This window comes from Streptomyces sp. NPDC040410 (assembly GCF_055595715.1).
The window spans coordinates 288,132-310,252 of record NZ_JBVIVK010000007.1 but is presented as its reverse complement, the minus strand read 5'-3'; the positions used below and the strand labels follow the sequence as shown (position 1 = coordinate 310,252).

The 22,121-nt window shown below is 70.4% G+C and carries 26 protein-coding genes and 1 pseudogene; 17 read left to right on the top strand and 10 right to left on the bottom strand.

Annotated features, from left to right (window positions below; genetic code table 11):
* The first annotated feature begins 52 nt into the window (after window positions 1-52).
* The gene (locus ACZ562_RS17810; RefSeq protein WP_471179564.1) at window positions 53-304 is read left to right on the top strand and encodes a hypothetical protein; all 252 of its coding nucleotides are present in this window, start codon (window positions 53-55) and stop codon (window positions 302-304) included.
* A 397-nt stretch (window positions 305-701) separates the two neighbouring features.
* Here ACZ562_RS17810 and ACZ562_RS17805 read toward each other — a convergent pair.
* Window positions 702-893: pseudogene (locus ACZ562_RS17805) on the bottom strand (acyl-CoA desaturase); the annotation flags it as partial.
* Window positions 894-1,087: 194 nt separating this feature from the next.
* Here ACZ562_RS17805 and ACZ562_RS17800 point away from each other — a divergent pair.
* The 6 genes from ACZ562_RS17800 (at window position 1,088) to ACZ562_RS17775 (ending at window position 6,776) form a co-directional block, all read left to right on the top strand.
* Entirely contained in the window at window positions 1,088-1,792 is a 705-nt protein-coding gene (locus ACZ562_RS17800) for a DUF5994 family protein (protein ID WP_471179562.1), read from the top strand.
* A gap of 611 nt (window positions 1,793-2,403) precedes the next feature.
* Window positions 2,404-3,645, top strand: a complete 1,242-nt coding sequence (locus ACZ562_RS17795) for a PP2C family protein-serine/threonine phosphatase (RefSeq protein ID WP_471179559.1) — start codon at window positions 2,404-2,406, stop codon at window positions 3,643-3,645.
* A 648-nt stretch (window positions 3,646-4,293) separates the two neighbouring features.
* Window positions 4,294-4,719, top strand: coding sequence for an STAS domain-containing protein (locus ACZ562_RS17790; protein ID WP_471179556.1), 426 nt, complete (start codon window positions 4,294-4,296; stop codon window positions 4,717-4,719).
* A gap of 56 nt (window positions 4,720-4,775) precedes the next feature.
* Window positions 4,776-5,228 carry a hypothetical protein gene (locus ACZ562_RS17785; RefSeq protein ID WP_471179554.1) on the top strand — a complete coding sequence of 151 codons (453 nt, stop codon included), beginning with the start codon at window positions 4,776-4,778 and terminating at the stop codon, window positions 5,226-5,228.
* A gap of 61 nt (window positions 5,229-5,289) precedes the next feature.
* Complete coding sequence (locus ACZ562_RS17780) at window positions 5,290-5,979, top strand: ANTAR domain-containing protein (RefSeq protein WP_471179552.1); 690 nt, start codon at window positions 5,290-5,292, stop codon at window positions 5,977-5,979.
* 80 nt (window positions 5,980-6,059) lie between these two features.
* A complete protein-coding gene (locus ACZ562_RS17775) occupies window positions 6,060-6,776 on the top strand; it encodes an ANTAR domain-containing protein (RefSeq protein WP_471179549.1) in 717 nt (238 codons plus the stop codon).
* Window positions 6,777-6,807: 31 nt separating this feature from the next.
* Here ACZ562_RS17775 and amaP read toward each other — a convergent pair whose 3' ends face one another.
* From amaP to ACZ562_RS17750, 5 genes are read right to left on the bottom strand one after another with little or no spacing between them, the layout of a single operon-like run.
* A complete protein-coding gene (amaP, locus tag ACZ562_RS17770) occupies window positions 6,808-7,401 on the bottom strand; it encodes an alkaline shock response membrane anchor protein AmaP (RefSeq protein ID WP_471179548.1) in 594 nt (197 codons plus the stop codon).
* Between the two features lie 10 nt (window positions 7,402-7,411).
* On the bottom strand, window positions 7,412-8,101 hold the full coding sequence (locus ACZ562_RS17765) for a DUF6286 domain-containing protein (protein ID WP_471179545.1): 690 nt from the start codon (window positions 8,099-8,101) through the stop codon (window positions 7,412-7,414).
* Window positions 8,098-8,547: an Asp23/Gls24 family envelope stress response protein gene (locus tag ACZ562_RS17760; protein WP_471179542.1), complete on the bottom strand. Its 450-nt coding sequence runs from the start codon at window positions 8,545-8,547 to the stop codon at window positions 8,098-8,100. The genes ACZ562_RS17765 and ACZ562_RS17760 overlap by 4 nt, the downstream gene beginning before the upstream one ends.
* Window positions 8,544-8,771, bottom strand: a complete 228-nt coding sequence (locus ACZ562_RS17755; protein ID WP_471179540.1) for a hypothetical protein — start codon at window positions 8,769-8,771, stop codon at window positions 8,544-8,546. Before ACZ562_RS17755 ends, ACZ562_RS17760 begins: the two co-directional genes overlap by 4 nt.
* A 38-nt stretch (window positions 8,772-8,809) precedes the next feature.
* Window positions 8,810-9,241, bottom strand: coding sequence for an Asp23/Gls24 family envelope stress response protein (locus ACZ562_RS17750; RefSeq protein WP_471179641.1), 432 nt, complete (start codon window positions 9,239-9,241; stop codon window positions 8,810-8,812).
* A gap of 201 nt (window positions 9,242-9,442) precedes the next feature.
* On the opposite strand from ACZ562_RS17750, the gene ACZ562_RS17745 reads away from it, so the two are divergent.
* Both ACZ562_RS17745 and ACZ562_RS17740 read left to right on the top strand, forming a co-directional pair.
* Complete coding sequence (locus ACZ562_RS17745) at window positions 9,443-10,210, top strand: hypothetical protein (protein ID WP_471179537.1); 768 nt, start codon at window positions 9,443-9,445, stop codon at window positions 10,208-10,210.
* Between the two features lie 343 nt (window positions 10,211-10,553).
* Window positions 10,554-11,597, top strand: coding sequence for a fatty acid desaturase family protein (locus tag ACZ562_RS17740; protein ID WP_471179535.1), 1,044 nt, complete (start codon window positions 10,554-10,556; stop codon window positions 11,595-11,597).
* Between the two features lie 72 nt (window positions 11,598-11,669).
* Here the strand turns inward: ACZ562_RS17740 and ACZ562_RS17735 are convergent, their stop codons facing one another.
* The gene (locus tag ACZ562_RS17735; RefSeq protein ID WP_471179639.1) at window positions 11,670-11,939 is read right to left on the bottom strand and encodes a maleylpyruvate isomerase N-terminal domain-containing protein; all 270 of its coding nucleotides are present in this window, start codon (window positions 11,937-11,939) and stop codon (window positions 11,670-11,672) included.
* Window positions 11,940-12,128: 189 nt separating this feature from the next.
* Between ACZ562_RS17735 and ACZ562_RS17730 the strand changes: the two genes are divergently transcribed.
* The 7 genes from ACZ562_RS17730 (at window position 12,129) to ACZ562_RS17700 (ending at window position 16,747) form a co-directional block, all read left to right on the top strand.
* Entirely contained in the window at window positions 12,129-12,482 is a 354-nt protein-coding gene (locus ACZ562_RS17730) for a carboxymuconolactone decarboxylase family protein (protein ID WP_471179532.1), read from the top strand.
* Window positions 12,483-12,969: 487 nt separating this feature from the next.
* Window positions 12,970-13,122, top strand: coding sequence for a hypothetical protein (locus ACZ562_RS17725; RefSeq protein WP_471179530.1), 153 nt, complete (start codon window positions 12,970-12,972; stop codon window positions 13,120-13,122).
* A gap of 252 nt (window positions 13,123-13,374) precedes the next feature.
* Window positions 13,375-13,566 carry a putative ATP-grasp-modified RiPP gene (gene tgmA, locus ACZ562_RS17720; protein WP_471179527.1) on the top strand — a complete coding sequence of 64 codons (192 nt, stop codon included), beginning with the start codon at window positions 13,375-13,377 and terminating at the stop codon, window positions 13,564-13,566.
* Window positions 13,567-13,580: 14 nt separating this feature from the next.
* Window positions 13,581-14,537, top strand: a complete 957-nt coding sequence (tgmB, locus tag ACZ562_RS17715; RefSeq protein WP_471179524.1) for an ATP-grasp ribosomal peptide maturase — start codon at window positions 13,581-13,583, stop codon at window positions 14,535-14,537.
* An 82-nt stretch (window positions 14,538-14,619) separates the two neighbouring features.
* A complete protein-coding gene (locus tag ACZ562_RS17710) occupies window positions 14,620-15,072 on the top strand; it encodes an SRPBCC family protein (RefSeq protein ID WP_471179521.1) in 453 nt (150 codons plus the stop codon).
* A 53-nt stretch (window positions 15,073-15,125) separates the two neighbouring features.
* Complete coding sequence (locus ACZ562_RS17705) at window positions 15,126-15,875, top strand: PP2C family protein-serine/threonine phosphatase (protein ID WP_471179518.1); 750 nt, start codon at window positions 15,126-15,128, stop codon at window positions 15,873-15,875.
* Window positions 15,876-16,249: 374 nt separating this feature from the next.
* Window positions 16,250-16,747, top strand: a complete 498-nt coding sequence (locus tag ACZ562_RS17700; protein ID WP_471179516.1) for a glutathione peroxidase — start codon at window positions 16,250-16,252, stop codon at window positions 16,745-16,747.
* Window positions 16,748-16,913: 166 nt separating this feature from the next.
* Here ACZ562_RS17700 and ACZ562_RS17695 read toward each other — a convergent pair whose 3' ends face one another.
* The 3 genes from ACZ562_RS17695 to ACZ562_RS17685 form a co-directional block, all read right to left on the bottom strand.
* Complete coding sequence (locus ACZ562_RS17695) at window positions 16,914-17,102, bottom strand: DUF397 domain-containing protein (RefSeq protein ID WP_471179514.1); 189 nt, start codon at window positions 17,100-17,102, stop codon at window positions 16,914-16,916.
* 181 nt (window positions 17,103-17,283) lie between these two features.
* Window positions 17,284-18,141, bottom strand: a complete 858-nt coding sequence (locus ACZ562_RS17690) for a helix-turn-helix domain-containing protein (protein WP_471179512.1) — start codon at window positions 18,139-18,141, stop codon at window positions 17,284-17,286.
* Between the two features lie 350 nt (window positions 18,142-18,491).
* Window positions 18,492-19,247, bottom strand: a complete 756-nt coding sequence (locus tag ACZ562_RS17685) for a GOLPH3/VPS74 family protein (protein ID WP_471179509.1) — start codon at window positions 19,245-19,247, stop codon at window positions 18,492-18,494.
* A 221-nt stretch (window positions 19,248-19,468) separates the two neighbouring features.
* On the opposite strand from ACZ562_RS17685, the gene ACZ562_RS17680 reads away from it, so the two are divergent.
* On the top strand, window positions 19,469-22,000 hold the full coding sequence (locus ACZ562_RS17680; RefSeq protein WP_471179507.1) for a D-alanyl-D-alanine carboxypeptidase: 2,532 nt from the start codon (window positions 19,469-19,471) through the stop codon (window positions 21,998-22,000).
* The last annotated feature ends 121 nt before the right edge of the window (window positions 22,001-22,121 follow it).

Genomic DNA, 22,121 nt, shown 5'->3' with positions numbered 1-22,121 from the left:
GGAGTAGAGTGAGAGTTCCGGTCCGCTGATCTGTGCCCAACAAGGGGTCGCCATGCAGCCCACGGAAAGACCCTCGGACGGGCACGCCGAGGTCCGCATCGTCGCCGCCTCGCCCGAGGTCGCCCGTCGGGTCGCGGAGGTTCTCCGCCACTGCTTCGCCGCCACCGAGCAGCGCAGCTATCCCGCGGGCGCTGAGGGAGGTACCCGCCTCCAGCTCAGCGTGGACACCACCCGCCCGGCAGAACCGGCACGGTCCTGGCTGGAGACCAGCCGCTCCTCGGAGAAGGACCGCCGACGGAAGTGAGCCTAGGTACAGGAACGGTCCGCGGCCCCTTCGGGCAGTAGCGTGGCCTCACCGGGAGCACTTCGCAGACCGGCCCCGATGCCGGCGTCGTTCCCGGTGAGCAACGCCACCGGCCAACTGTCCACGCGCAGAGGCCCGGGGACGGGGACGGGGCGCGCGATGTCCGCGATCACCTCTCATCCACCGCTACGGACCCGTTCCCTTCGGCGAGCAGCCGGGGGAGTTCCGCGAGCAAGTCGCATGAACGGGGCTACCACGCTTCGTCGATGGGCCGGGGCATGCCGCTGCGGGATGCGAGACGCAGCCGGAGGAAGGGTAGGAGGGAGGGGGGCGCGGACTGCACGCGGTGGTCGGTCGCGGCTCCTGCCAACAGCCGTAAGAGATTGAGTGGTTGGTGTCAGGCGAGACGGGCCGCGACGCGCTCCGCCGTCGGCCGACGCACGTCGTACACCCAGCCGGGGCGTTCGAGGAGGCGGATGACGGCGGCCGCGGGGTCGAGCTGACCGCGGTCGACGCCGGGGCGGGCGCTGGTGGGATCGGCGTGATGGAGGTTGTGCCACCTCTCGCCGAACGAGAGCAGGGCCAGGGCGACGAAGCCACCGCCCAGCTCGTGAGCGCACTCGCAGAACGGCGCCGGGTCCTGCGCGCCGGCCGGCAGGACCGGACCCCGAGGCGCACTCCGACGCACTCCGGCACGCGCTGAGGCGGTACCGGGCGATCACCCAGCGACTGCTCCACATCCAGACGGCCACTACTCCGCGCCGCGGCGGAGCGCGGAGTAGGGTGGACATTACCGAGGGCATTTCGCACACCGGCTTCCACGCCGGGTCGTTCTCGGCGAGAGATGAAACCCGGGCCGCCGCAGAGGCGGCCCGGAGACGGGTCCGCATCATGTCGGCGACCTTGCACTCGATACTGCCGCGCCCCGAGCCCGTCGCAGCCCCGGCCGCGCGTCTCACCCTGAAGACCGACGGCACCTCCCGCGGACTCCTGGACGGTGCCTGGTGGCCCCGCTCCCGGGATCTGCTGAGCGAACTGCCGGCACTGACCGACGTGTTGGACCCCTTGTGGGGCCGCATCACCCGCATCGCCGTCAACCCGAAGCACTGGCCGGTCATCCCCCGCAAGATTCCCGTGGACGGCCACATCGTCAAGGTCGGCTGGTTCACCCCGGAAATCGACCCGCACAAGCTGCTGCTCCTCTCCTACGGAACCGGCCGCTGGGACCTGCTGATCATCCCGCCCGAAACCGGGGCGGAGGCGGCGGCCCGGCTGATGGCTGCCGCGTCCGACTACGACGGTCCGCCAATGACAGCGAGCGCGTTCATCGCCGCGGACCGGGCCCGGCACGGCGTCTCCGCGACCGACGAGCCACTGGACCCGGACGAGTCATGGGAGTACGAAGGCGGTGCCTCCGCGGTGTCCGCGGCCGTTCCGGAACAGACCGGTCCGCCCAGTCGGGCCGGCCGCCTGATCACCGGTATCTGAGGTGGCCGCCATGAACGCCTTCCTGACGGCCGCCGCCTTCATGGTTCTCATCCCAGCGGCGGCATACGTGATCCACCGGCTCAACATCCAACACGCAGACAGGATCGCCGTGCACCAGTACAGCGCCCCCCTCCCCGGCCGCCGAGGCCGCGGAATACCACAGCCCCCATCGGGACCGGCCCGGTCCGAGCCGCCGACCACCGGCGAACGACGGGACCACCGCGACGGGGGCCGCGGCCGCTTCCCGCCGCGCAGACGCCGCAGCCGTACCACTCACCACGGGTGACCAGCCGGTTTCCGCCACCGGCGCATCGACTGTGCGAGGAGCGGCCGGGCCCCGTGAACCGAGGCATCATGCACTCTTCCGCAGCTGACCATGCACCGGCACGACCGGGGCACGCGAGCACTGATCACCCTGGCCGGTGCGATCGGCCCGGCCGCCGGGCCCCAGGTGCATTCCGCCCTGGAACGGTGTCTGCTTGCGGGTCGAGCGCACCCGCCGTGACCGCAGGACGGACCGCGCGAGTCGGTGCGGGCGCTGGGCTCACGGCACGAGGTGAGCATGGACACGGCGGCCGGAGCTTCGACGACGCCGATGCGGGGGTGCGGTTATGGCGGAAGGTGAGCGCCGACCCGCCGAGGGCATGCTGGACCGGTCGGAAGGGTTCGGTGAGCGACTGCTGGGGGTGCTGCTGGACCGGGCACACGAGATGCCGCCGCAGCTGATCGCCCCGCTGATCGCGGAAGAGGTGGCCAGGGTCGGTGGCCGCGACGTCTCGATCCTCCTGCAGGACTATGGCCAGCTGGTGCTGGTGCCGTTGGCGGGTCGGCGGCTGATGGTCGGTGAACCTGAGCCGATCGGTGGCTCTCCCGCCGGCACGGCCTTTCTGCACGCGACCACTGTCGAGGTGCCGCGGCCCGACGGCGTCCGCATGTACCTGCCGTTGCTGGACGGCAGCGACCAGGTGGGCGTGATGGTCCTCACCCTGGACACCGTCGATGACGACGACCGGCCGCTGCTTCGCAGGCTCGCCGGCCTGGTCGCCGACATGCTGGTCACCAAGCACAGCTACACCGATCAGTTCTTCCTCGCCCGGCGCCGCGAACCGATGAGCGTGGCCGCGGAGATCCAGTGGTCCCTGCTGCCGCCGCTGGCGATGGCCGTCCCGCAGGTCGCGGTGGCCGGAATCCTGGAGCCCGCCTACAACGTCGCGGGCGACAGCTTCGACTACGCCCTCAACGAGGACATCCTGCACGTGGCCATGGTCGATGCGATGGGCCACGGCCTGGACGCCGCCACGATGGCGACCGTCGCCGTCGGGGCCTACCGGCACGCCAGACGTGCCGACATCGGCCTGTCCGAGATCTACGCGTTCATGGACCGGGCCATCGCCGATCAGTTCGGGCCTGACCATTTCGTCACGGCCCAGATGATGCGTCTGAACATCGCGACGGGCCACCTGCAGTGGGTCAACGCGGGCCACCCCGCACCGCTGCTGATCCGTGACCACAAGGTCGTCCGGCAACTGGGAGGCCCGACCACCTTGCCCGTCGGCTTCGGCGGTGAAGAGCCCCGGATCAGCGGGCAGATACTCCAACGCGGCGACCGAGTGCTGTGCTTCACCGACGGCCTGATCGAGGAGCACGAATCCGGCGAAGAACAGTTCGGCGAAGAACAACTCATCCACTCGGTCAACCACATCGAACACACAGCGAAGGGAGTACGAGCGGTGGTGCGCTCGCTCTCCCACGCCCTGAAGCAGCAACGGGGCGGCCACACCACCGACGACGCCACCCTCTTCCTGATCGAATGGCGAGGGGGCTCCGCCGACCACCTCGCGCTCCTGGAGTGAGCCGTTCAACCGCACGACCGAAGACAGGCCGCCGCCACGGGACCCGCTGCCTGGCGAACCTCGGTGGGCGCTCGCCGCCGGCTGTCCGCCGGTCCGCCCGGTGCCGCCGGTCCGCCGGTCCGCCGGTGCCACCCGGTCCGCCGGTGCGCCCCTGCCAGCCCCTGCCAGCCCCAGGGATCACGTGACCGGATTCCGCGAGTCGAACTGTTCGACTCCGTCATGCGAGCCACCTCCTGGGGCGGTGCGCGGGGTGCCGTACCCGGACGGCCGTCATGAGTGCTTTCTGTCCAACTGCTGTAGCGATGCCGCGATCATCCGCGAGCCGACGCGAATTTTGCACCGTCCATATCCTGGGATTGGGCCGAATAGGACCGTCCGTCACACGACGCGAGGACTACGCTGCTGTGTAGACGTCCCAGACCCCGGCGAGATGCTGAACACAGATGGCTGCCTGGTGCGGACTTTTCGTCTGTCACCCGGCGCATCCCTGGAGAGAACCGGGTGGGTCCACTGTCCTGCTGCGCAGGCTGTCGGACCGGCCGGTGCTCTGCCTCCGCCGAAAACACGCCCCTGCCGGGAGCGCGCCCACGGGGCCGGAACTCCGGCCCACCGTGCCCACTGCCGGATGGTCTTCCGAACCGAGGCGTCATGCCCCTCTCACAGCTCACCGTCCACCGCCATGACCGAAGGGAACAGGCGCTGATCACCCTGGCCGGTGAGATCGACCTCGAATCCGCGCCGTTGGTGCGCGGGTCCCTGGAGCGGTGCCTGCGGGACGGTGTCCGCACCATCGACGTCGACCTCACCCGCGTCACCTTCTGCGACTGCAGCGGACTCAACGTATTCCTCCACGCCGCGCAGCAGACCACCGTGGCCGGTGGAACCCTGCGCCTGCACCACCCGCCGGCGATGCTGGCTCGGATTCTCGACCTCGCCGGCTGCAGGTTCCTGCTCCTCGGCCTTCCGTTCGGCCACCCGGCACCTCCTCTCGGCGACGCCCCGGCCGCGCCCCGTCCAGCCCCGCCGCACCGGTCCGTCCCGCCTGCGCCCGCGCTCTCGGGCGATGTGCGATGACGGCCGAACCCGGGCGGGGACAGCCACGGAAGCCGGGGGACGGTGAGCCCTCGGCCATGGCTCCGGTGCGGTTGGGTCGGCTTGCCGAGACGGACAGCCTGAGGGGATGCGCCTTCGGATTCCCGGAACGCGGCGACGGCTCCTGGTGGCTCGGCTTCGAGGGAGCACTGCCGTGCGGCATCGAGCAACTCACAGCGTCCGGAGACGTCTTCGCGTTCTCCGGCATCCTGGTCCGGCCGCACCCGCAGGACCGGGCACCCGCCCGTCGTGTGCAGGAGCGGCTGCTGACCGGCCATCAGGCCTCGCTCGGCGCCACCCTGATGAACCGGGCCGATCAACCGACCCTCGCTGCGCTCCGCTCCTGGGGGTGGCTGGACATCGGAGAGGTTCGCAGGCCGGCGGGCGCCACCACGTTCCGCTCGCTGGTACTCCCCCTCGGGGAACGCACCACGGCGAGGCTGGAGGGCCCGGTCACGATGCCTGGAGGCGGTGGCCCCGGTGGGGCCTGACGGGCGGTCGACCCGCATTCAGATGCTGGTGGCCGAGCAGGCGGTCCGACGAAGTGCCCGGATGAGTGTGGTGGACGTATGCACCGCGGCCGTGGCCGCGCTGCCGGTCGGCGGGGCCGGGCTGTCGGCGATGTCCCGGACCGCGGCGAGCCATCCGTTGTGCAGCACCGACGACATCAGTGAGCAACTGGAAGAGCTCCAGCTCACGCTGGGCGAGGGGCCCTGCGTGGACGCCTTCGTACGCGGCTCGGCCGTCCTGACACCCGACCTGCTCACCACTGAACTTCAGGATCACTGGGCCGTGTTCGCCGATGCGGCCCTGGAAGCCGGAGCCCGCGCGGTGTTCTCGCTCCCCCTGCAGAAGGGGGCGATCAGCCCGGGAGTTCTGGACCTGTACGCCACCATTCCGACCGTACTGGACACGGAGGAACTGGCCGACGCACTGGCGTTCGCCGATCTCGCGACGCTGCTCCTGCTCGATACAAGGATCGACGAGGCGGGCGCGCCGACCGGCGGACCGATGCCGGACCGCGACTTCCAGGACCTGGGCGCATACCGGGCGGAGATCGACCAGGCCAGCGGGATGCTCACGGGTCAGCTCGGAGTCGGCATCGAAGAAGCCTTCGCCCGGCTCCGCGCCTACACCTATGCGCAGGGACGCCGGCTCGCAGACGTGGCCGCCGACGTGGTGGCCCGACGGCTTCGTTTCTCCCCGGACGCGGAGCCGGAACAGGCCGAGGAGGAAACCTGACGCATCGGTGCCGGCCGGGGAACGTGCCGTACTTCCCGCCCCTTCAGGGCAGGGACCAGTCTCAACCGAGGGTGCCCACGATGGATGAACAGCTTCTGGCCAAGGCCTTCGTCGAGCTGGCCGACAATCTGGTCGCCGACTTCGACCTCATCGATTTTCTGCGCTTGCTGACGGACCGCTGCGTCGGCATGCTCGATGCGAGCGCCGCCGGGGTGCTGCTCGCCGACCGGGACGGCAAACTCCGCGTCATGGCCGCCTCCGACGAACAGGTGCGCCTGCTGGAGCTCTTCCAGCTCCAGAACGACGAAGGCCCCTGCCTCGAGTGCTTCCGCACCGGCGTACCGGTGATCGTCCCCGACCTCGGCACGGTGACCGCCCGCTGGCCGCGCTTCGCGGCGGCGGCCCAGCGCAGCGGGTTCGAGGCGGTCCAGGCCCTGCCCATGCGTTTGCGGGACGAGATCGTCGGCGCCCTGAACCTCTTCCGCACCACCCCTGGCCCCTTCGACCCGGCCGCCACACCCGTCGCCCAGGCCCTGGCCGACGTCGCCACCATCAGCTTGCTGCAACAACGGACCGCTCAGCGCAGCACGGTGCTCAACGAACAACTGCAGACGGCGCTGAACAGCCGGGTTCTGATCGAACAGGCCAAGGGGAAACTCGCCGAACGCCAGGGGATGGACATGGAGCAGGCGTTCACCGCGCTGCGCGGTTACGCCCGCGCCCACAACCGGCGCCTGGCAGATGTGGCCCGCGCTCTCATCGACGGTTCCGAACCCCTCACCGGTCTGGGGTCCTGACCCACGCCCGGGGGCTTCGGCCCGGGGGATCTCAGGCGGTGCGTTGGGCGCGGTGGCGGACTTCCCGGAGTCGGACCTTCGACGGGAGGCGGTCCAGGCCGGCCGAGTCTCGTGCGTGTGCGAGCGCTTCCCTGCTCAGTTGGCCCAGAGTCCGCGCTGGATCCGCGTGAGGCTCCAGCAACAGCCGCACGCGTGCGGCCGGAGCAGTACCTCGGCCTGTCAGCCGTACATGTGCCCGCGAGACCCCGTCCAGGGCCTGCGCCTCTTCCTCGATCACGTCCTCCAGCGTGCGGCCGTCGAGTCGGGCCGCCGTGCCGTCCTCGCTCTCGACGAGGACCCGGCCCAGGCGGTGTCTGCGCTGTGCAAGGAGCCACCACAGCAGCAGGGCCAGCAGCACGGCGAGCACCGCGATGACGGTCGGCCACCACCAGCCTTCTTCCCGCCACCGGGTGCGTCCCTCGGTGCCCAGCACGACATCGTCCGGCCCACGGAAGGGCCACCAGTCCGGCATGCCGAAATCCCAGTGGCGCTGCAGGTCCAGTGCGCCCAGCAGCACGCCGCCGCCCAGGGCGAACAGTCCAAGGCCGAGAAGCCCCAGCAGCACCCGGTTCACTGTCTTGAGCATCAGGATCACCTCAGCCCTTCTTCGGGCGCCGGACGTGCACGGTCAGCGTGGGTTGCCGGGCGAGACCCAAGAACGTCACGGCTTCCCCCAGCGTGGCGTCCAGGTCCGCGCGGACCTCCTCGAGATCGCGGAAATGTGCCTGTGCCCGGGCTTTGACCTTCCGGCGGCCGACAGCGACCCGTACCGACTGGACACCGGGCACCTGCATGGCCCGGTCGCGCAGAACCAGGGCGGCCGCGCGGCGGTCGAGCCCGGCGCGGACCTCCTCTGTCCCGGGGGTACCGGTGGGCTGCCGCATGGGCAGCAGCCTGCGCAGTCCCGGCGTCACCGCCAGCAGGAAAAGCCACAGGCCGAGGGCCATCGCCAGTGCGGCCCCGACGATCATCCAGATGTCATCCAGTGGCCGTGTGGCCAGTTCCTCGGCGAGCCGCCGCCGCCAGCGCATCGCAGACCGGCCTGCCCGCACCGAGACCACGTCGTACAGGAGCAATCCGACGGCCGCGGCGGACAGCAGGGCCACCAAGGCCGCGGGAACCCGCCGCGCCGACCAGAAACGCCGCGTCGACCGGCCTGATGCATCGATCGCCGCCGTCGCGCCCGCCCCCTCCCCCGGGGTGCCATCGGCGGACGGAGCTGCCTGTCCGGAATCGGAGGGAAGGTCGCTGTCACCGGTCGGCTGCCGCCGGGTGTTCGCGCTCATGTCACCCTCTCCTGGTCCGTGTGCCGTGAGTGCACCGAGTGCAGTCTCCCGACCGACACCGCGAGGTCGGGGACGTCCATGCCGGCCCATGTCCTGAGCCGTTCGGTGACCTCCCGGCGCACCGCGGCGCACTGTGCCCCGATGTCGGACGGGTAGCCGAGTTCGACGGTGATGTGCAGCCGTGCCTCGCCGAGCACCGCCTGCCGTCTGGCGGCGGACTCGGCGGCGTCTCGTCCTGCGGTACTCCGCTCCGGTGCCCGCCGCACGGATGTGGTCACGTGTGGCGTCCGGCGGCCGGGTGGTACGTGGCGGGCCGACTCGGTGAACCGGCTCAGCGCCTCACGTGCAACCTGGGAAGCGATCTTCGCAACGACCCGGTCGGCGACGGTGGTCGCACCGCGCTCCCCGCGGGGTATGCGCGGGCGCCGATCTGCTTCACCGGTCACTGCTGCCAGTCTCCCCGTGCCCGTCGCCGGTCATCGCGGATCCGCTCCTGCCGGTCTCGGCGGCGGACGAAGTCGCCCGGTTCGAGATCACCTTCCATGAACCGCCCGACCGCGAGACCGACGACGCCCAGCCCCAGCACCAGCAGAAAAGCCCAGAAGTCACCGAAATACGCGGCGAAACCCAGCGCCATTCCGGCCATCAAGCCCACCACCGCCCTGCTCATCACGCGCTCCTTCACTCACTCGGGCTGCTGCGCCCCGGCTACTGGATCCGCTGCCGCTCCTCCCCCTCGTCCTCCTCGTCGGGCAGCTTCACATCGCTGACCATGATGTTGACTTCCACGACTTCCCGGCCCGCCATCCGCTCCACTGCGGAGATCACGTTCTCCCGCACCGCACCGGCCACGTCCGTGATCGACACGCCGTAGTCGACGACGATCTCCAGATCGATGGCCGCCTGCAGCTCGCCGACCTCGACACTGACCCCGCGCGTGGCGGATTTGCCACTACCGGCGCCGGGCATCCGCTCCCGCATGGATCCCATCGAGCGCGCGGTTCTGCTGCCCAGGGCGTGGACGCCGAGCACGTCCCGTGCCGCCATTCCGGCGATCTTCTCCACCACAACATCGGCGATGGTCGTCCGGCCGCGAGAGCCGGGCGCACCGAGTTGTTTTACGCCGGTGTTCTCAGTCATCATCACGGCCTCCTGCCCTCCAAGGAGCACATCGCACGTTTTCTCAGATTATAGTCGAGTTTGTACGTTTTTCTCGTAATGTCGACCGTGGGGCATGGTGGTCCAGCGAGTGGCCCGTGCACCCCCGCTCGGAGCACTCGCAGCCACTCCGGGCGCGGTGCGGCAGGAAGAGAACCGCGGCCATGGAAGGGTGAGAGGCCGGTGAAAGCCGAAGCGTGGACGCAGCCAGTACTGCGCCGGCTCGACCTGGGCCGGCTGCTCCCGCTCGGCGGGCCCGACGACGGGACGTGGATCACCGAGCAAGCGGCCGTCCGGGCCCTCGGGCGCGCTGCCGCTGAGATTCCCGGTGTTCGGCTGGACTCTCTGCGCATCGGGTCGGCACCGCTCGAGCCCGTGTCCGAGCCGGCCGTCCGCCCGCCGGCCAGCGCGCTACCGCCTGGCCCGCTCAGGATCGAAGCCGCCTTCACAGCATCCCTCGGGCGGCCGCTGCCTGAGACCGCCGACCAGTTGAGGAGCACACTGCTCAACGCGGCCGCCGAACGGCTCGGCCTGGCCGCCGTGACAGCCGACCTGCGCGTCACGGATCTCCATGAGGGCCCGGAGACAGGCGTGAAGCCGCGAACCGCAGCGAGGGCCATGAGGTCGGCGCCGGAAACCGCAGCCGCGCGGAGCTCGCCCCAGGTGTCCGGAGCAGGATCCATGCAGGGGCCTGTGGGGGAGCTCGCGGACGTCGCGGCGGGTGTTCCGGGCGTCGCCCGCCTCACCGCCGTGCTGGGAGGCCGCCCGGTCATGATGGAGGACCATGACGATCCACCCGGCCGGCACATCGAGGTCCGACTCGCGGTCGCCCCCGGACACCATCCACTGGAAGTCGCCCGCGCCGTCCGGGACGCCGTAGCCGGCGCAGCCACCACTGACGCCCCGGGCCCGGTCACCGCCGCCGTCCTCATCACAGAAACCGCGGCCTAGCCAGCCAGGCGTCAACGGCCGCTGGTGCCCGAGATGGCCGTGCCGAGCGCCCCTCAGTGATCAGCCGGACCCTCTTCACCGGCCGGCCTCGGTTCTGTAATGAGAGCGCTCGGACCGCTCCAGAAGCCCTGTCCAGTCACGGTGTGAGACCTGTCTGGCAGGGAACCCGCCTTCAGACAAAGGGCTTGCGCTGCCGCTGGCAGACGAAGCAGACGTCGTCCTTGCTCCGAGGTCGCGCGATGCGATCCCGCAGTGGCGGAAGCGCATCCCTGTCTGCGGCCCGGTCTCAGCAACTCCCGAGGCGGCGCCGAGCCATCTGCCTCCTTCGGAGAGTTTCACCATCATGACCAGAATTACCACGGTCCGCCCCCGGCCCTCGGAGGCGCCCGGCAGTGACTTCGCCCGATTGTCGAGAAAGATCGCTGAAGCCGGCCTGCTGGGACGCCGTCCCGGCTATTACGCACTGCGGACCACAGTGGTGGCCGGGGTCTACGCCGGTGGGTGGGCCGCCGTCGCGCTCATCGGCGAGAGTTGGTGGACACTGGCGGTCGCCGTCTTCCTGGCCGTTGTCTTCGGCCAGGTCGCCCTGCTCGCCCATGACGCAGCCCACCGCCAGGTGTTCCGCCGACGCCGGGCCAGCGAGGTGTCCGGACGGATCGCCGGTGCCTGTATCGGGATGGGCTACGGGTGGTGGCAGGACAAGCACACCCGCCACCACGCCAACCCCAACCATGAGGAACTCGACCCCGACCTCGACCCCAACCTGCTGGTCTGGTCACAGGATCAGGCCCGGGCCGCCGAGGGGCTCCCCCGCCTGATCGGCCGCTGGCAGGCGTTCCTGTTCTTTCCGCTCCTCACACTGGAAGGCTTCAACCTGCACGTGTCGAGCGTGAAGGCGCTGGCCAATCGCTCGCTCAAGCACCGAACGCTCGACGGCGCCCTGCTGTTCGCGCACTTCGCGGCCTACCTGACCGTCCTGTTCCGGCTGCTGCCGCCCGGCATGGCGATCGCCTTCCTGGCCGTCCACCAGTGCCTGTTCGGCGTCTACCTTGGCTCCCTCTTCGCGCCCAACCACAAAGGCATGCCGATCCTGAAAGGCGAAGACCGCCCGGACTTCCTCCGCCGCCAAGTGCTCACCTCCCGCAACGTGCGCGGCGGCAGGTTCACCGACATCGCACTGGGCGGGCTGAACCATCAGATCGAGCACCACCTGTTCCCCAGCATGCCCAGCCCCAACCTGCGCAAGGCCCGAACCATCGTGCGGCGCTACTGCCAGGAACTGGGTCTGGACTACGTGGAGACCGGGCTGATCACCTCCTACCGGCTGGCCCTCGCCAGTCTCCATCAGGCCGGAGCACCACTCCGGCACGCCCGCGTCCCTGCCTAGAGACTTGCCGCAGCCATCGGCGGCAGTGATGTGGGTTACGGAGGGCACGCACCGGTCCAGGAGCACGGCGATTCAACGCACGACGACGACTTGGAGAACCTGGCAGCGGCGATCTCGCAGGACCGCGAGTCCCTGCTGCGGCTCCTGGCAGACCTCGATGTTCCCACGAAGCGCTGCGGCGAGGTGGGCGATGACGTGGCCGCGGCTCCAGCCGGGCAGCGCCGACGGCTCGCGGGCCTGGAAGTCGGTCAGCGGGTCGAGGCCGGCGCCGACGCGGGCGGCGGAGCCGCGGACATCGGTGGGCGCCGCGGGCCGCTGGGACCAGGGAGGGTGTTTCCCCAGGCCAAGTCCCCACCGCGGCCGTTTCCGCAGGTCACAGGATCAGTCGGCGTGCGATCGGCCCGCTCGGCCCGACGCGCGGAAGACGTGGGGGGACCCTACGCTTGAGGAGGCAAACCGCCGACACGCAGGCATTCCCGCGTTGAGCGGGCGGGCGTTCGGCTTCTCACGGCACTGGAAGGCGGTCCGGACATGGCCACCGCGTCTGACGCTCCCGTTCTCGACACGATCACCGCGATGACCCTCGACTCCCTCGAACGCTGCGGGCTGGACCAGCGCACGCTCATCCTCACCCGCATCGCCGCGCTCGTGTCCATGGACGCACCGGCGATCTCGTATCTGGCCCACATCGGTCCCGCGGTCAAGGCCGAGTTGACCGTCGAGCAGTTGCAGGACGTACTCGTCGCGATCGCGCCCGTGGTGGGCACGGCACGCGTCATGTCGGCCGCAGGCCACATCTCCCAGGCGTTGGGCGTCGCCATCGCGCTGGCGGACACCGAAGCCGAGGCCATCGCCGAGGCCGAGGCCCAGAGCCGGAGCAAGTGAGCAGGACGGCGGCGAGCGCGCTTTCCTGAAGGAGAACCAGACATTCCGGGGTCGGGAAACCGGCCCACGGGAAATGTGATGGGTGAATCGGCCCTCTTGGCATGCAGGCTGACGCCGGTCAGTCAGCTCGCGGCCAGGGGGGCTCGTGCGCACTGCGCAGTACCGACCCGTTTTCGTCGCAGCCTCGGCGACGGCCGTCGTGGCGCCCGCGCTCATCGACATGGCCGGCGAACGACCGACCCGCTTCGCCGGCCTCACCGAACGCCGACACGACGGGACTTGCACAACTTACCCAACTCGCCGAGGGCTACCTGCAGCAGCGGGCCGACATGATGACGACGGCTCGTCCGGCGGCACGGCTCGCCGCCTCCCGCGTCACGGCCACCCCTGCCGTCGCGGCCCACGTGCAGGACGACCTCACCGCGCTCGCGGAGAAGGGGCGGCGGTCGAGGAGGCCGGCGGCGGTTGCACGAAGGCGCGGGTCGACGTGAAGATCACCGACGTGACCGTCGACGGCGGGTCGGCGACGGTCCAACTCGTGCCCCTCCGGCACACGCTGAAGTGCCCCTCGGGCACCAACGGCGCGTGGCTGCTGTCCTTCGCGGCCAGGGCCGCGGGCGACTTCGTCGACGTGCGGTGACACAGACTGCCTTGGAGTGAGGGGCCAATCACCCTTGGTCGCGGTGTGACATCTGCGGCGCCCCATCCGATGTGTGACTCATGGGGAAGGTGTGTTTGCCAGAAGCAGCCGATGCAGCCGATGCAGTCGATGCGCGTGAGGCGACGGGCAATGGAATGACCTTCACCCCGATGTGCCGGAAGGTGATGAATTTCTTACGCAACCAACGCGTAAGGACTGTACGCAGTCATCGTGCGACCTTGGAGGATTCACGTGCGACCGTTCACCCTCAACTACGCCTACCGCAGTGGGCTTACGACCGTGGTGACGCCGTACCGCTTCGACGCGTCCCGCCAGCTGAACGTGCTTCCCGACGGCCGCCCGGCCGTCAGTGACCGGGACCTCCTCATGGCGGCCGGTACGACGACGTCGACCGCCGGTTCCGCGACGCACTTCGACGACTGACGACCGGTGACCGAATGACCGTGCTGATCCTCACGTCCGAGGAGGACGTGACCGCCGACATGGTGGTGGCCAAGCTGCACGAGACGGGAACACCCGTGATGCGGCTGGATCCGGCCGACCTGCCGGGCAAGGCAGTGTTGTCCGCCGAATACGCCCACGGCGACTTCGGCGGCCACCTGTCGGTGAACGGGCATGTGCTCAGCATGGGAGGCCTGCGCTCCGTATGGGTGCGCAGGCCCGGCGAACCGGCCGCGAACGCGGCACAGCGCTCACCGTGGCTGAGCGCCGAGACCCGTCAGGCGCTGTTCGGGATGCTCTACTGCGCCCCCACCCGCTGGATGAACCATCCGCGCAACGCCGACCAAGCCCGCCTGAAGCCGTGGCAGTTGAGGGTTGCTCACCTCAGCGGCTTCGCCGTACCACCGACCGTCTTCACCACCGCCCCACGTCTGGCACGGCAGTTCGCCGAGGAGCACAAGGACGTCGTGGTGAAGTCCGCCTCGGGACCGCCGCCCGGTGATCCCGGCGTGGCTCTGCCGACCACCCTGATCGGTGCCGACGCGGACTTCTCCGCCGTGGCAGCCGGTCCCGCGCTCCTGCAGAAGTACATACCCAAACGTGCCGACATTCGTCTGACCTGCGTCGGCACCCGGATGTTCGCCGCGCGGAAGACGGCCGAGCCCGGCCAGGTCGACGGGCGCTACGGCGACACCGAGCACGCCTGGGAGGCGGTCTCGGTGCCAGGGCGTATCGGAAAGGCGGTTCACGAGTACGTCACCCTGGCGGGACTGGCGTACGCCGCCTTCGACTTCGCCGAGGACGGCGAGGGCACCTGGTGGTTCCTGGAGTGCAATCAGGGCGGCCAGTTCGGCTTCGTCGAGCTGGAGACCGGGCAGCCGATCGCGGAGGCGGTCGCCCAATGGCTGTCCCAGTGCGACGCGGATCGCCCTGTTCGCGCAAGGCACCGGTGAGGCGGCGCGGCACGTGGCGGGCGCGGCGGGCGCACACTGGAGGCAGAGGCGGTGCCTCATGAGCCGAGCGTGGAGGTGAGCCATGAGCACCCTCGAAGAACACGTCGACGTCGGAGTTCCGATCGACAGGGCCTGGGACAGCCTTCACCGGGTGGAGGACTATCCGCGCTTCGTGGCGGGGGTGCGCGACGCCCGTACGGAGGCGGGGGGCCGCGCGCGTCTGGACGTCGAGGCCGGCGGCCGGTCCCGCGGCTTCGAGGCCGAGCTTTCCGACCGCGGGGGCGAACGCGTGATGGAGTGGCACACCACGGCCGACCCCGAGCTGACGGGTTCCTTCTCTCTGCAGCCGATCGACCGGAACCACACCCGGGTCCAGGCCCGGCTCGAGTACGCCCCCGCCACGATCCGGGAGACCTTCGGCGGGCCCAAAGGACTCGCGCAGGCCAACGCGATCGAACGGATGGTCCGCAGCGATCTGGAGCACCTCAGGGAGTACCTGGAACAAGAGCAGCAGCCGGGGCACGGGACCGGGTGACTCCGGGTGCCCCCCGCCGCGCGGTCTGTCCGGGGCGGAGGCGGTGACGCGCCATGCTGTACGTCGCTGTGAGTGCGCTCAGCCATCCCGGGCTGCTCCGCGAGCGCAACGAGGACAGTCTCGTCGCCGGGCCGTGGACCCTGTGCGGCACGGTGACCGAGAATCCGCAGACCCTCGTCTTCCGGCTCGGGACACCCCTTGTCGTCGCCGTCGCCGACGGACTCGGCGGGCATCCGGGCGGCCACGTGGCCAGCGCCCTGGTCGCCTGCCGGATCGCGGCGATCGGTCCTGCTCTGAGCAGCGAGGACGCCGTGGGTGACGCTCTGCACACCTGTAACCGCGCCGTGTACGAGGCCGCCGGCGGCGACAAGGGGAGCGAGCTCGCCACCATGGGGACGACGATCGCCGGCGTCGTCGTGCAGCCCGGCTCGGTCCTGACGTTCAACGTGGGCGACAGCCGTGTCTTCGCGGTCTCCCGCGACGGGCTGCGCCAGGTGAGCGTCGACGACAGCCCCCCGCTCGAACCCGGGCGGCGCACCACGTCGCTGGTCACCCAGTGCCTCGGCGGGAGCCCCGGCTACCGCCCCGTTCACCCCCATGTGACGGCCGCGCCCGTCTCGTCCGGCGACTGCTACCTCATCTGCACCGACGGCCTGACCGACCCGCTGACGACGGATGTGCTCGACGAGGTGCTGCGGGAGCACGAGGACGGCCGGGCGGCGTTCGAGCTGTGGAAGGCCGCCATCGAGGCGGGTGGCCCCGACAACATCACGCTGGCGGTCGTACGCGTCGGGGACGAGTAGGACGGGCGCGGGGGTCGCGGTCCGGTCGCCGGGCCGTCCACCGGGGGGGTGGGAACGCGTGCACTCGCGAAGGCGGGTCCGCCGTCCGCGGACGAGTGCAGCGCCACGTCGGCTGAACAGCCGGTGGACTGGAGACCGTCCTCGAGCGTCCCCTGGACGCTGGCTAGTGCCGCGTCAGCCAAGGTTTGCCCGGCAAGGAGCGGCGTCCGGTGCGTGCTCTCGGCGTGCCGGCCGGAAGTCCTCGTACTGGACGTACTTGGGCTTTCGGCCGGTGCGGCGAGTGGGGGCACCTCCCACGCCCTTGAGGCAGTGGGGGAGCGTGCCGGGCGTCGCGACGGGGCGAACCTTGGCTGACGCGGCACTAGCATCGCCGCATGACTACTGAATCCTTGTACGACGTTGAGATCGGCGCTCTGAAGGGCGGTTCCGCGGACCTCGCGCAGTACGCCGGGCAGGCCGTGCTCGTCGTGAACGTGGCCTCCAAGTGCGGGCTCACCCCCCAGTACACCGGGCTCGAGCGGCTGCAGGAGCGGTACGCCGCCCAGGGCTTCACCGTGCTCGGGGTGCCCTGCAACCAGTTCCTCGGGCAGGAGCCCGGCAGCGCCGAGGAGATCGCCGAGTTCTGCTCGGCGACGTACGGCGTGACGTTCCCGCTGACCGAGAAGGTCGACGTGAACGGCGAGGGCCGGCACGCGCTGTACGACGGCCTGGTCGGCTTCGCCGACGCCGAGGGGCACAGCGGGGACATCCGCTGGAACTTCGAGAAGTTCCTCATCGGGCGGGACGGCAAGGTCGCCGCCCGCTTCTCGCCGAAGGCCGAGCCGGAGTCGGCCGAGGTCGTCTCGGCCATCGAGGCACAGCTCGCCGGCTGACCGGTCGGCGTTGCCCTCGGGGCACCGGACCGCGGGCGGGCACAGGCGGAGCCCTCTCGGCAAGGACGGCGGGCTGGTCGAGAGGGCTCTGCCATTGGTGCTTGTGCGGTTCTCGATCGTGTGGTTGCCGATCGGGTGGTCCGGCGGGTATCAGGAGGCTCCCTGCCTACGCCCTGACCGCTGCCACGAAGGCCTTCCACGCGTCGGCGGGGAACGCCAGGGTGGGGCCCTCGGGGACCTTGGAGTCACGTACGGCCAGCGTCGCGGACGGCGACTTGACCTCGACGCATGCGCCGTTTCCCGTGGAATAGGAGGACTTCGTCCACAATGCCGTGGCACCCTGAAGAATTGCCATGTTTGCTCCGGTGGCGAGTTGTACGGTTTGAGCCAACGCCTTTGATCGTGGCGTGATCGACGCTACTCGCCGCCATCCCTGTTCGGAGCAGCCGTTCACTCGACCGGATGGCATATTCCAGGTGAGTCTTACAGTCTGGCCTCTCACGGGTGTAGCATCCGGCCCTTCACTCGCGAGAGGCTCAGCGGGCGTACTCTTTCGCGACATCTTCGATGAGCCGGCGCGACTGGTCCACGTTCAGCGCCTGCGCCCGCAGGTGCTCGTACATCACCGTGTACTTCTGCACGTCGTGCGCCTTCTCCAGGTACAGGTCGCTGGTCACGCCCTCGATGTACACCACGCTCGAGTCGGCCGCGTCCGCGAACTCCAGGATCGCGTACTGGCCGTTGATACCGGGGTGCGCCCCGACCTCGAACGGCAGCACCTGCACGGTGATGTGCGGCTGCTGGGACATCTCGGCGACCTGCTCCAGCTGCTCGCGCATCACCTGACGGCTCCCCACGACCCGGCGCAGCGCAGCCTCGTCCAGGACCACCCACAGCCGCAGCGGGTCCCGTTCGGCGGCAATACGATCCTGCCGCCGCAGCCGGACCTGGACCCGCTTCTCGATGTCGGTGACGGAGGTCTCGGGCAGCGCCCCCTGGATGATGGCCTCCGCGTACTGGCGGGTCTGCAACAGGCCGGGGACGACCTGGGGTTCGTAGACCCTGAGCGACTCCGCGTCGGTCTCCAGGCCGATGTACACGCTGTACGGGATGTCCCCGAAGGCATGCCACCAGCCCTGCTGGCGCGAGTCCTTGGCCATCTGCATCAGCGAGTCGACGATGCGCTGGTCCTCGACCTCGTAGACCCCGCACAGATCACGGACGTCACGCTGGCTGATGCTGCGGCGGCCGTTCTCCAGCCGGCTGATCTTCGACTGCGACACGAGCAGTCGTTCCGCCACTTCCTCGGCCGTCATGCCCTTGAGCTCACGGAGCCTGCGCAGCTCCTGGCCCAGCCGGCGCCGCCTGACGGTGGGATTGACATTGGACGCCACGGGACGTGCACCTCCGGCTGCGTGCCTCTGGTTGCCACTTTGCGTATCTGCTGTTGAGCAGACTGCCACCAAGGTGCTTCCTACCGCTGGGAAACGGTGGATATGCGCTGCGTGCACGCCGTTTCGGGGAATCGGGGGATCCTGCCCCGAGATGCGGCCGCGCGGGGCGTCGGACCGCGTCGTCGTCCGGACGTACGGTCTCGTCGCCCCGCGCGGACCAGCGGCTCCCGTACCGGGTCTTGGGGACTGGGCTCTCTGGCTCGGTGCGGCGCTCGGTGGTGCGGGTGTGGTGCCGGTGGTGCGGGTGTGGTGCGGGTCGTGTCGCGGTGGTGCTGCCGTGGGACCGCGGCTCAGTGGGCCACGGCGCGCGCCATGGAACCGCGGCGCGGTTGCAGTGGAACGCCACGAGGGGGCTCCGCTGCCGGCCTGACTCCAGGCGCGGCCTGGCGGCCGGCCGGTGCCGGGCTGCGGCGCGGCTGGGCCGCCGCGCCGTTCTGGACGTCCATCACGGCGTGCGCCACGAGGCCGCCCATGGGGTCGTGCCTGATCAGGTCCCGCAGCCGGGAGCGGGACGAGCGTCCCTCGTTGCCCGGATACAGGTGCTTGCCGAGCCCGACCGCGTGTGCCAGTGCGGCGAGTGCCGCGGTCCGCGGGTCCGGCGGTACGCCGGTGCGGATCGCGGAATCCAGCCGGGCCCTGATCTCCCGGCTGATTTCGGTGTCCGTCGCCTGGTAGCGAGTCGTCGGCAGCACTCCGCACATCTGACCCGGCACGGCGGCAACCATGCCGCACCGCTCCAGATGCGAGAGGTAGATCTGGCGGAGCCCCAGTCGCGGCCCGCCGATCCAGTTCACAGCCCGTACGGGAGCGCCACGCCTGCGCAGCAACTCCAACGCACAGTCCAAAGTCGGATCTCCAGTCGGCCGTGGCACCACCACGGCGATACGATCCCCGTCTGGGGCTATCCGTCCGGCCAGCGCCAGCTCCACTAGCTGTGCTCCGGCCAGACCGAGGTCGAGCGACTGCGGCTGCGCAGTGGTACCCGTGGCCGGGTCCAGTGCCAGCAGCAGAAGCTCCTCCGGAATTGTTCTGCGGCTCCTGCCCATCCATGCCTCCCCGCGTGGATGAATGACAGGGTGACCCCTCTCACATTGGTCTGTCGAGGGTGCGTGACCTGTTTGTAGTGGAACCAGTAGGTATGTCGTTCTCGTCTACCGCTTGGGGTAGGCCCGCACACAGGACACTGGTACATGGTTCGGACAGCGCCATGAGGCGGTGTCCGGACGGCGGTTCACGGTTCGATTGGCGCACGGAGAGCGTACGGCGCATGGAGGAGGCATCGGTGGCGGGCGAGTCCCCCGACAGGTCGAAGCAGCGCGAGTCGTCGGCAGAACCGACGTCGGGGAGCGCGGGTCCGGTTCCCGAGGCCAGGACCGAGGACAGCACGGCGAACGAGACACGCGACCCCCGCCTGGGGGTCGCCCGGGCCCGGGTGACCGTCGACTCGGCAACGACGGTGCTTTCGGTCCGCGAGCTGACAAGGGAGACCGGGGAAGCCGGGGAGGCGGAGTCCGGGTCCCAGGACGCGGACGGGAACGATCCGGCGGACGAGGCGGCTTCCGGGGACGACGCGGCCGCTCCGAAGGGCGACGCCCGGCTGCGGGCCGCCATTGCCGCGTGGGTGCGGTCGGCGGACCATGAGCCCGAGGCCGGGACCGGGGACGCCGCCGAGACCGACGACGTGGCCGAGGGCGCCGGTGACGCGGGGGCCGAGGCCGACGCCGAGGCGGAGGACCAGGAAGCCGCTGAGGCGGCCTCCGACACGCACGCGGACGACCAGGACGCGGCGGACGCGGCAAACGCGCCTGCCGGCGCGGACGAGCCCGCGGACGCGCCTGCCGGTGACGAGGAAGCCGACGCCGCCGAATCGGCCCCGAAGACCGGCGCTGCCGCCGAGGCTGACGCCGAGCCGGCCGAGGCGGGCTCCGAGCCGGGCCCCGAGTCCAGGCCCGCACCGACCGCCGGCACCCCCGCCAGGTCCGGCGCAGGCACGGGCTCCGAGCCGGGCCCCGAGTCCAGGCCCGCACCGACCGCCGGCACCCCCGCCAGGTCCGGCGCAGGCACGGGCTCCGAGCCGGGCCCCGAGTCCAGGCCCGCACCGACCGCCGGCACCCCTGCCAGGTCCGGCGCAGGCACTCCCAAGGCCGGCTCCCCCTCCTGGGCCAAGGACGCCGGGGACGACGAGCGCCCCGTTGATCAGGCCACCGCCGTCTTCAAGGCGGTACGGCCGTCCGCGCCCGCCGTGGACCAGCCGACGACCATGCTGAAGCTCGGCGGCGCGACCAAGGCGCCCAAGGACGACACCGGGCCCAAGGACGACACCGGGCCCCAGGACGGCACCGGCCCCAAGCACGAAACCGGCCCCAAGCCGGCGCCCGAGGCCGAGCGCACCGGCAAGTTCGTCGCGCTCAGGCCCCTGGACGAGCCGCGCCCGGCGCAGCCGAAGCCCGCCACCCAGGACGTCACGGCCTCTGTCCCGCAGCTCGGCCCCGAGCGGACCATGCAGCAGCCGTTGCCTCCGAAGCCGCCGCTGGACCTGCTGGCGGAGCTGACGAACACGCCGCCGCCCCCGGCGACCCCCGTCCGCACATTCGTCCGACGGGTCAAGATCTGGACCCCGCTGGTGCTGCTGCTGGCGATCATCTTTGCGATCGCGCAGGGCATGCGCCCGCTGCCCGAGCCGGCCCTCGACCTCACCGCCGAGGAGAGCTACACGTTCGACGGCGGCAAGCCGTCCATCCCGTGGCCGTCGGACGGGCAGGGTGCGCTCGACGTGCAGGGCATCGGTTCGTTCGGCTCGTCCGGCGGGCAGAAGCCCGTGCCGATCGCGAGCGTCGCGAAGGTCATGACCACGTACGTGATCCTGCGTGACCACCCGCTCGGCGGCGGCGAGGGCGCGAAGATCGAGGTGGACCAGGCGGCAGAGGACCAGGCGACCGCGGACGGCGAGTCGACGGTCGAGGTGCAGGCGGGCGACAGCATCACCCAGAGGGAGGCCCTCGAAGGCGTCCTGATCGCGTCCGCGAACAACGTGGCCCGGCTGCTCGCCCGCTGGGACGCCGGCTCGGAGAAGGGCTTCGTGGCGAAGATGAACGCCGCCGCCAAGGAACTCGGCATGACCAACACGACGTACACCGACCCGTCGGGTCTGGAGAAGACGACCGTCTCCACGGCCCAGGACCAGGTGAGGCTGGCGAAGGCCGCGATGAAGGACGAGACCTTCCGCGAGATCGCCCGGATGATGGAGTACATCGACTACAAGGGCGCCAGGCACAGCAACTGGAACCGCCTGGTCGGCCACAACGACGTCGTCGGCATCAAGACCGGCACCACCACAGCGGCCGGCGGCAACCTCGTCTTCGCCGCGGTGAAGGAGGTCGGAGGCGAGACCCGGACCATCGTCGGCGCTGTCCTCGGCCAGGGCCCGGGCGGCTACGACAACACCATCCTGAGCGGCGCCCTCGACGCGGGCGACAAGCTGATCCGGGCCGCGCAGGGCGAGCTGGAGTCGGCGACGATCCTGAAGAAGGGCGATGTCGTCGGCTACGTCGACGACGGTCTCGGCAGCCGTACGCCGATCGTGATCACCAAGGACGTCTCGGCCGTCGGCTGGGCCGGCCTCCGGGTGAAGCTGTCCTTCGTCTCCGGCGAGATCCCGCACTCCGCGAAAGCCGGCACCAAGGTGGGCACCCTCACCGTGGGCGACGGCGGCACGAGCGGTGCCGTGAAGGTCCCGGTCGCCCTGGAGAAGGACCTGGTCGAGCCGGGCTTCACGGACAAGCTGACCCGCCTCCGCTGATTCCGTACCGCCGCCCCTCGGCGAGTGGGCCGAGGGGCGCGCCGGAGGCGAACCGGGCCACGAACAGGGCAGCCGCCCCGCCCGGGCGCTGACCGGCGGGGTGCGTGCTAGCGTCGCGAAT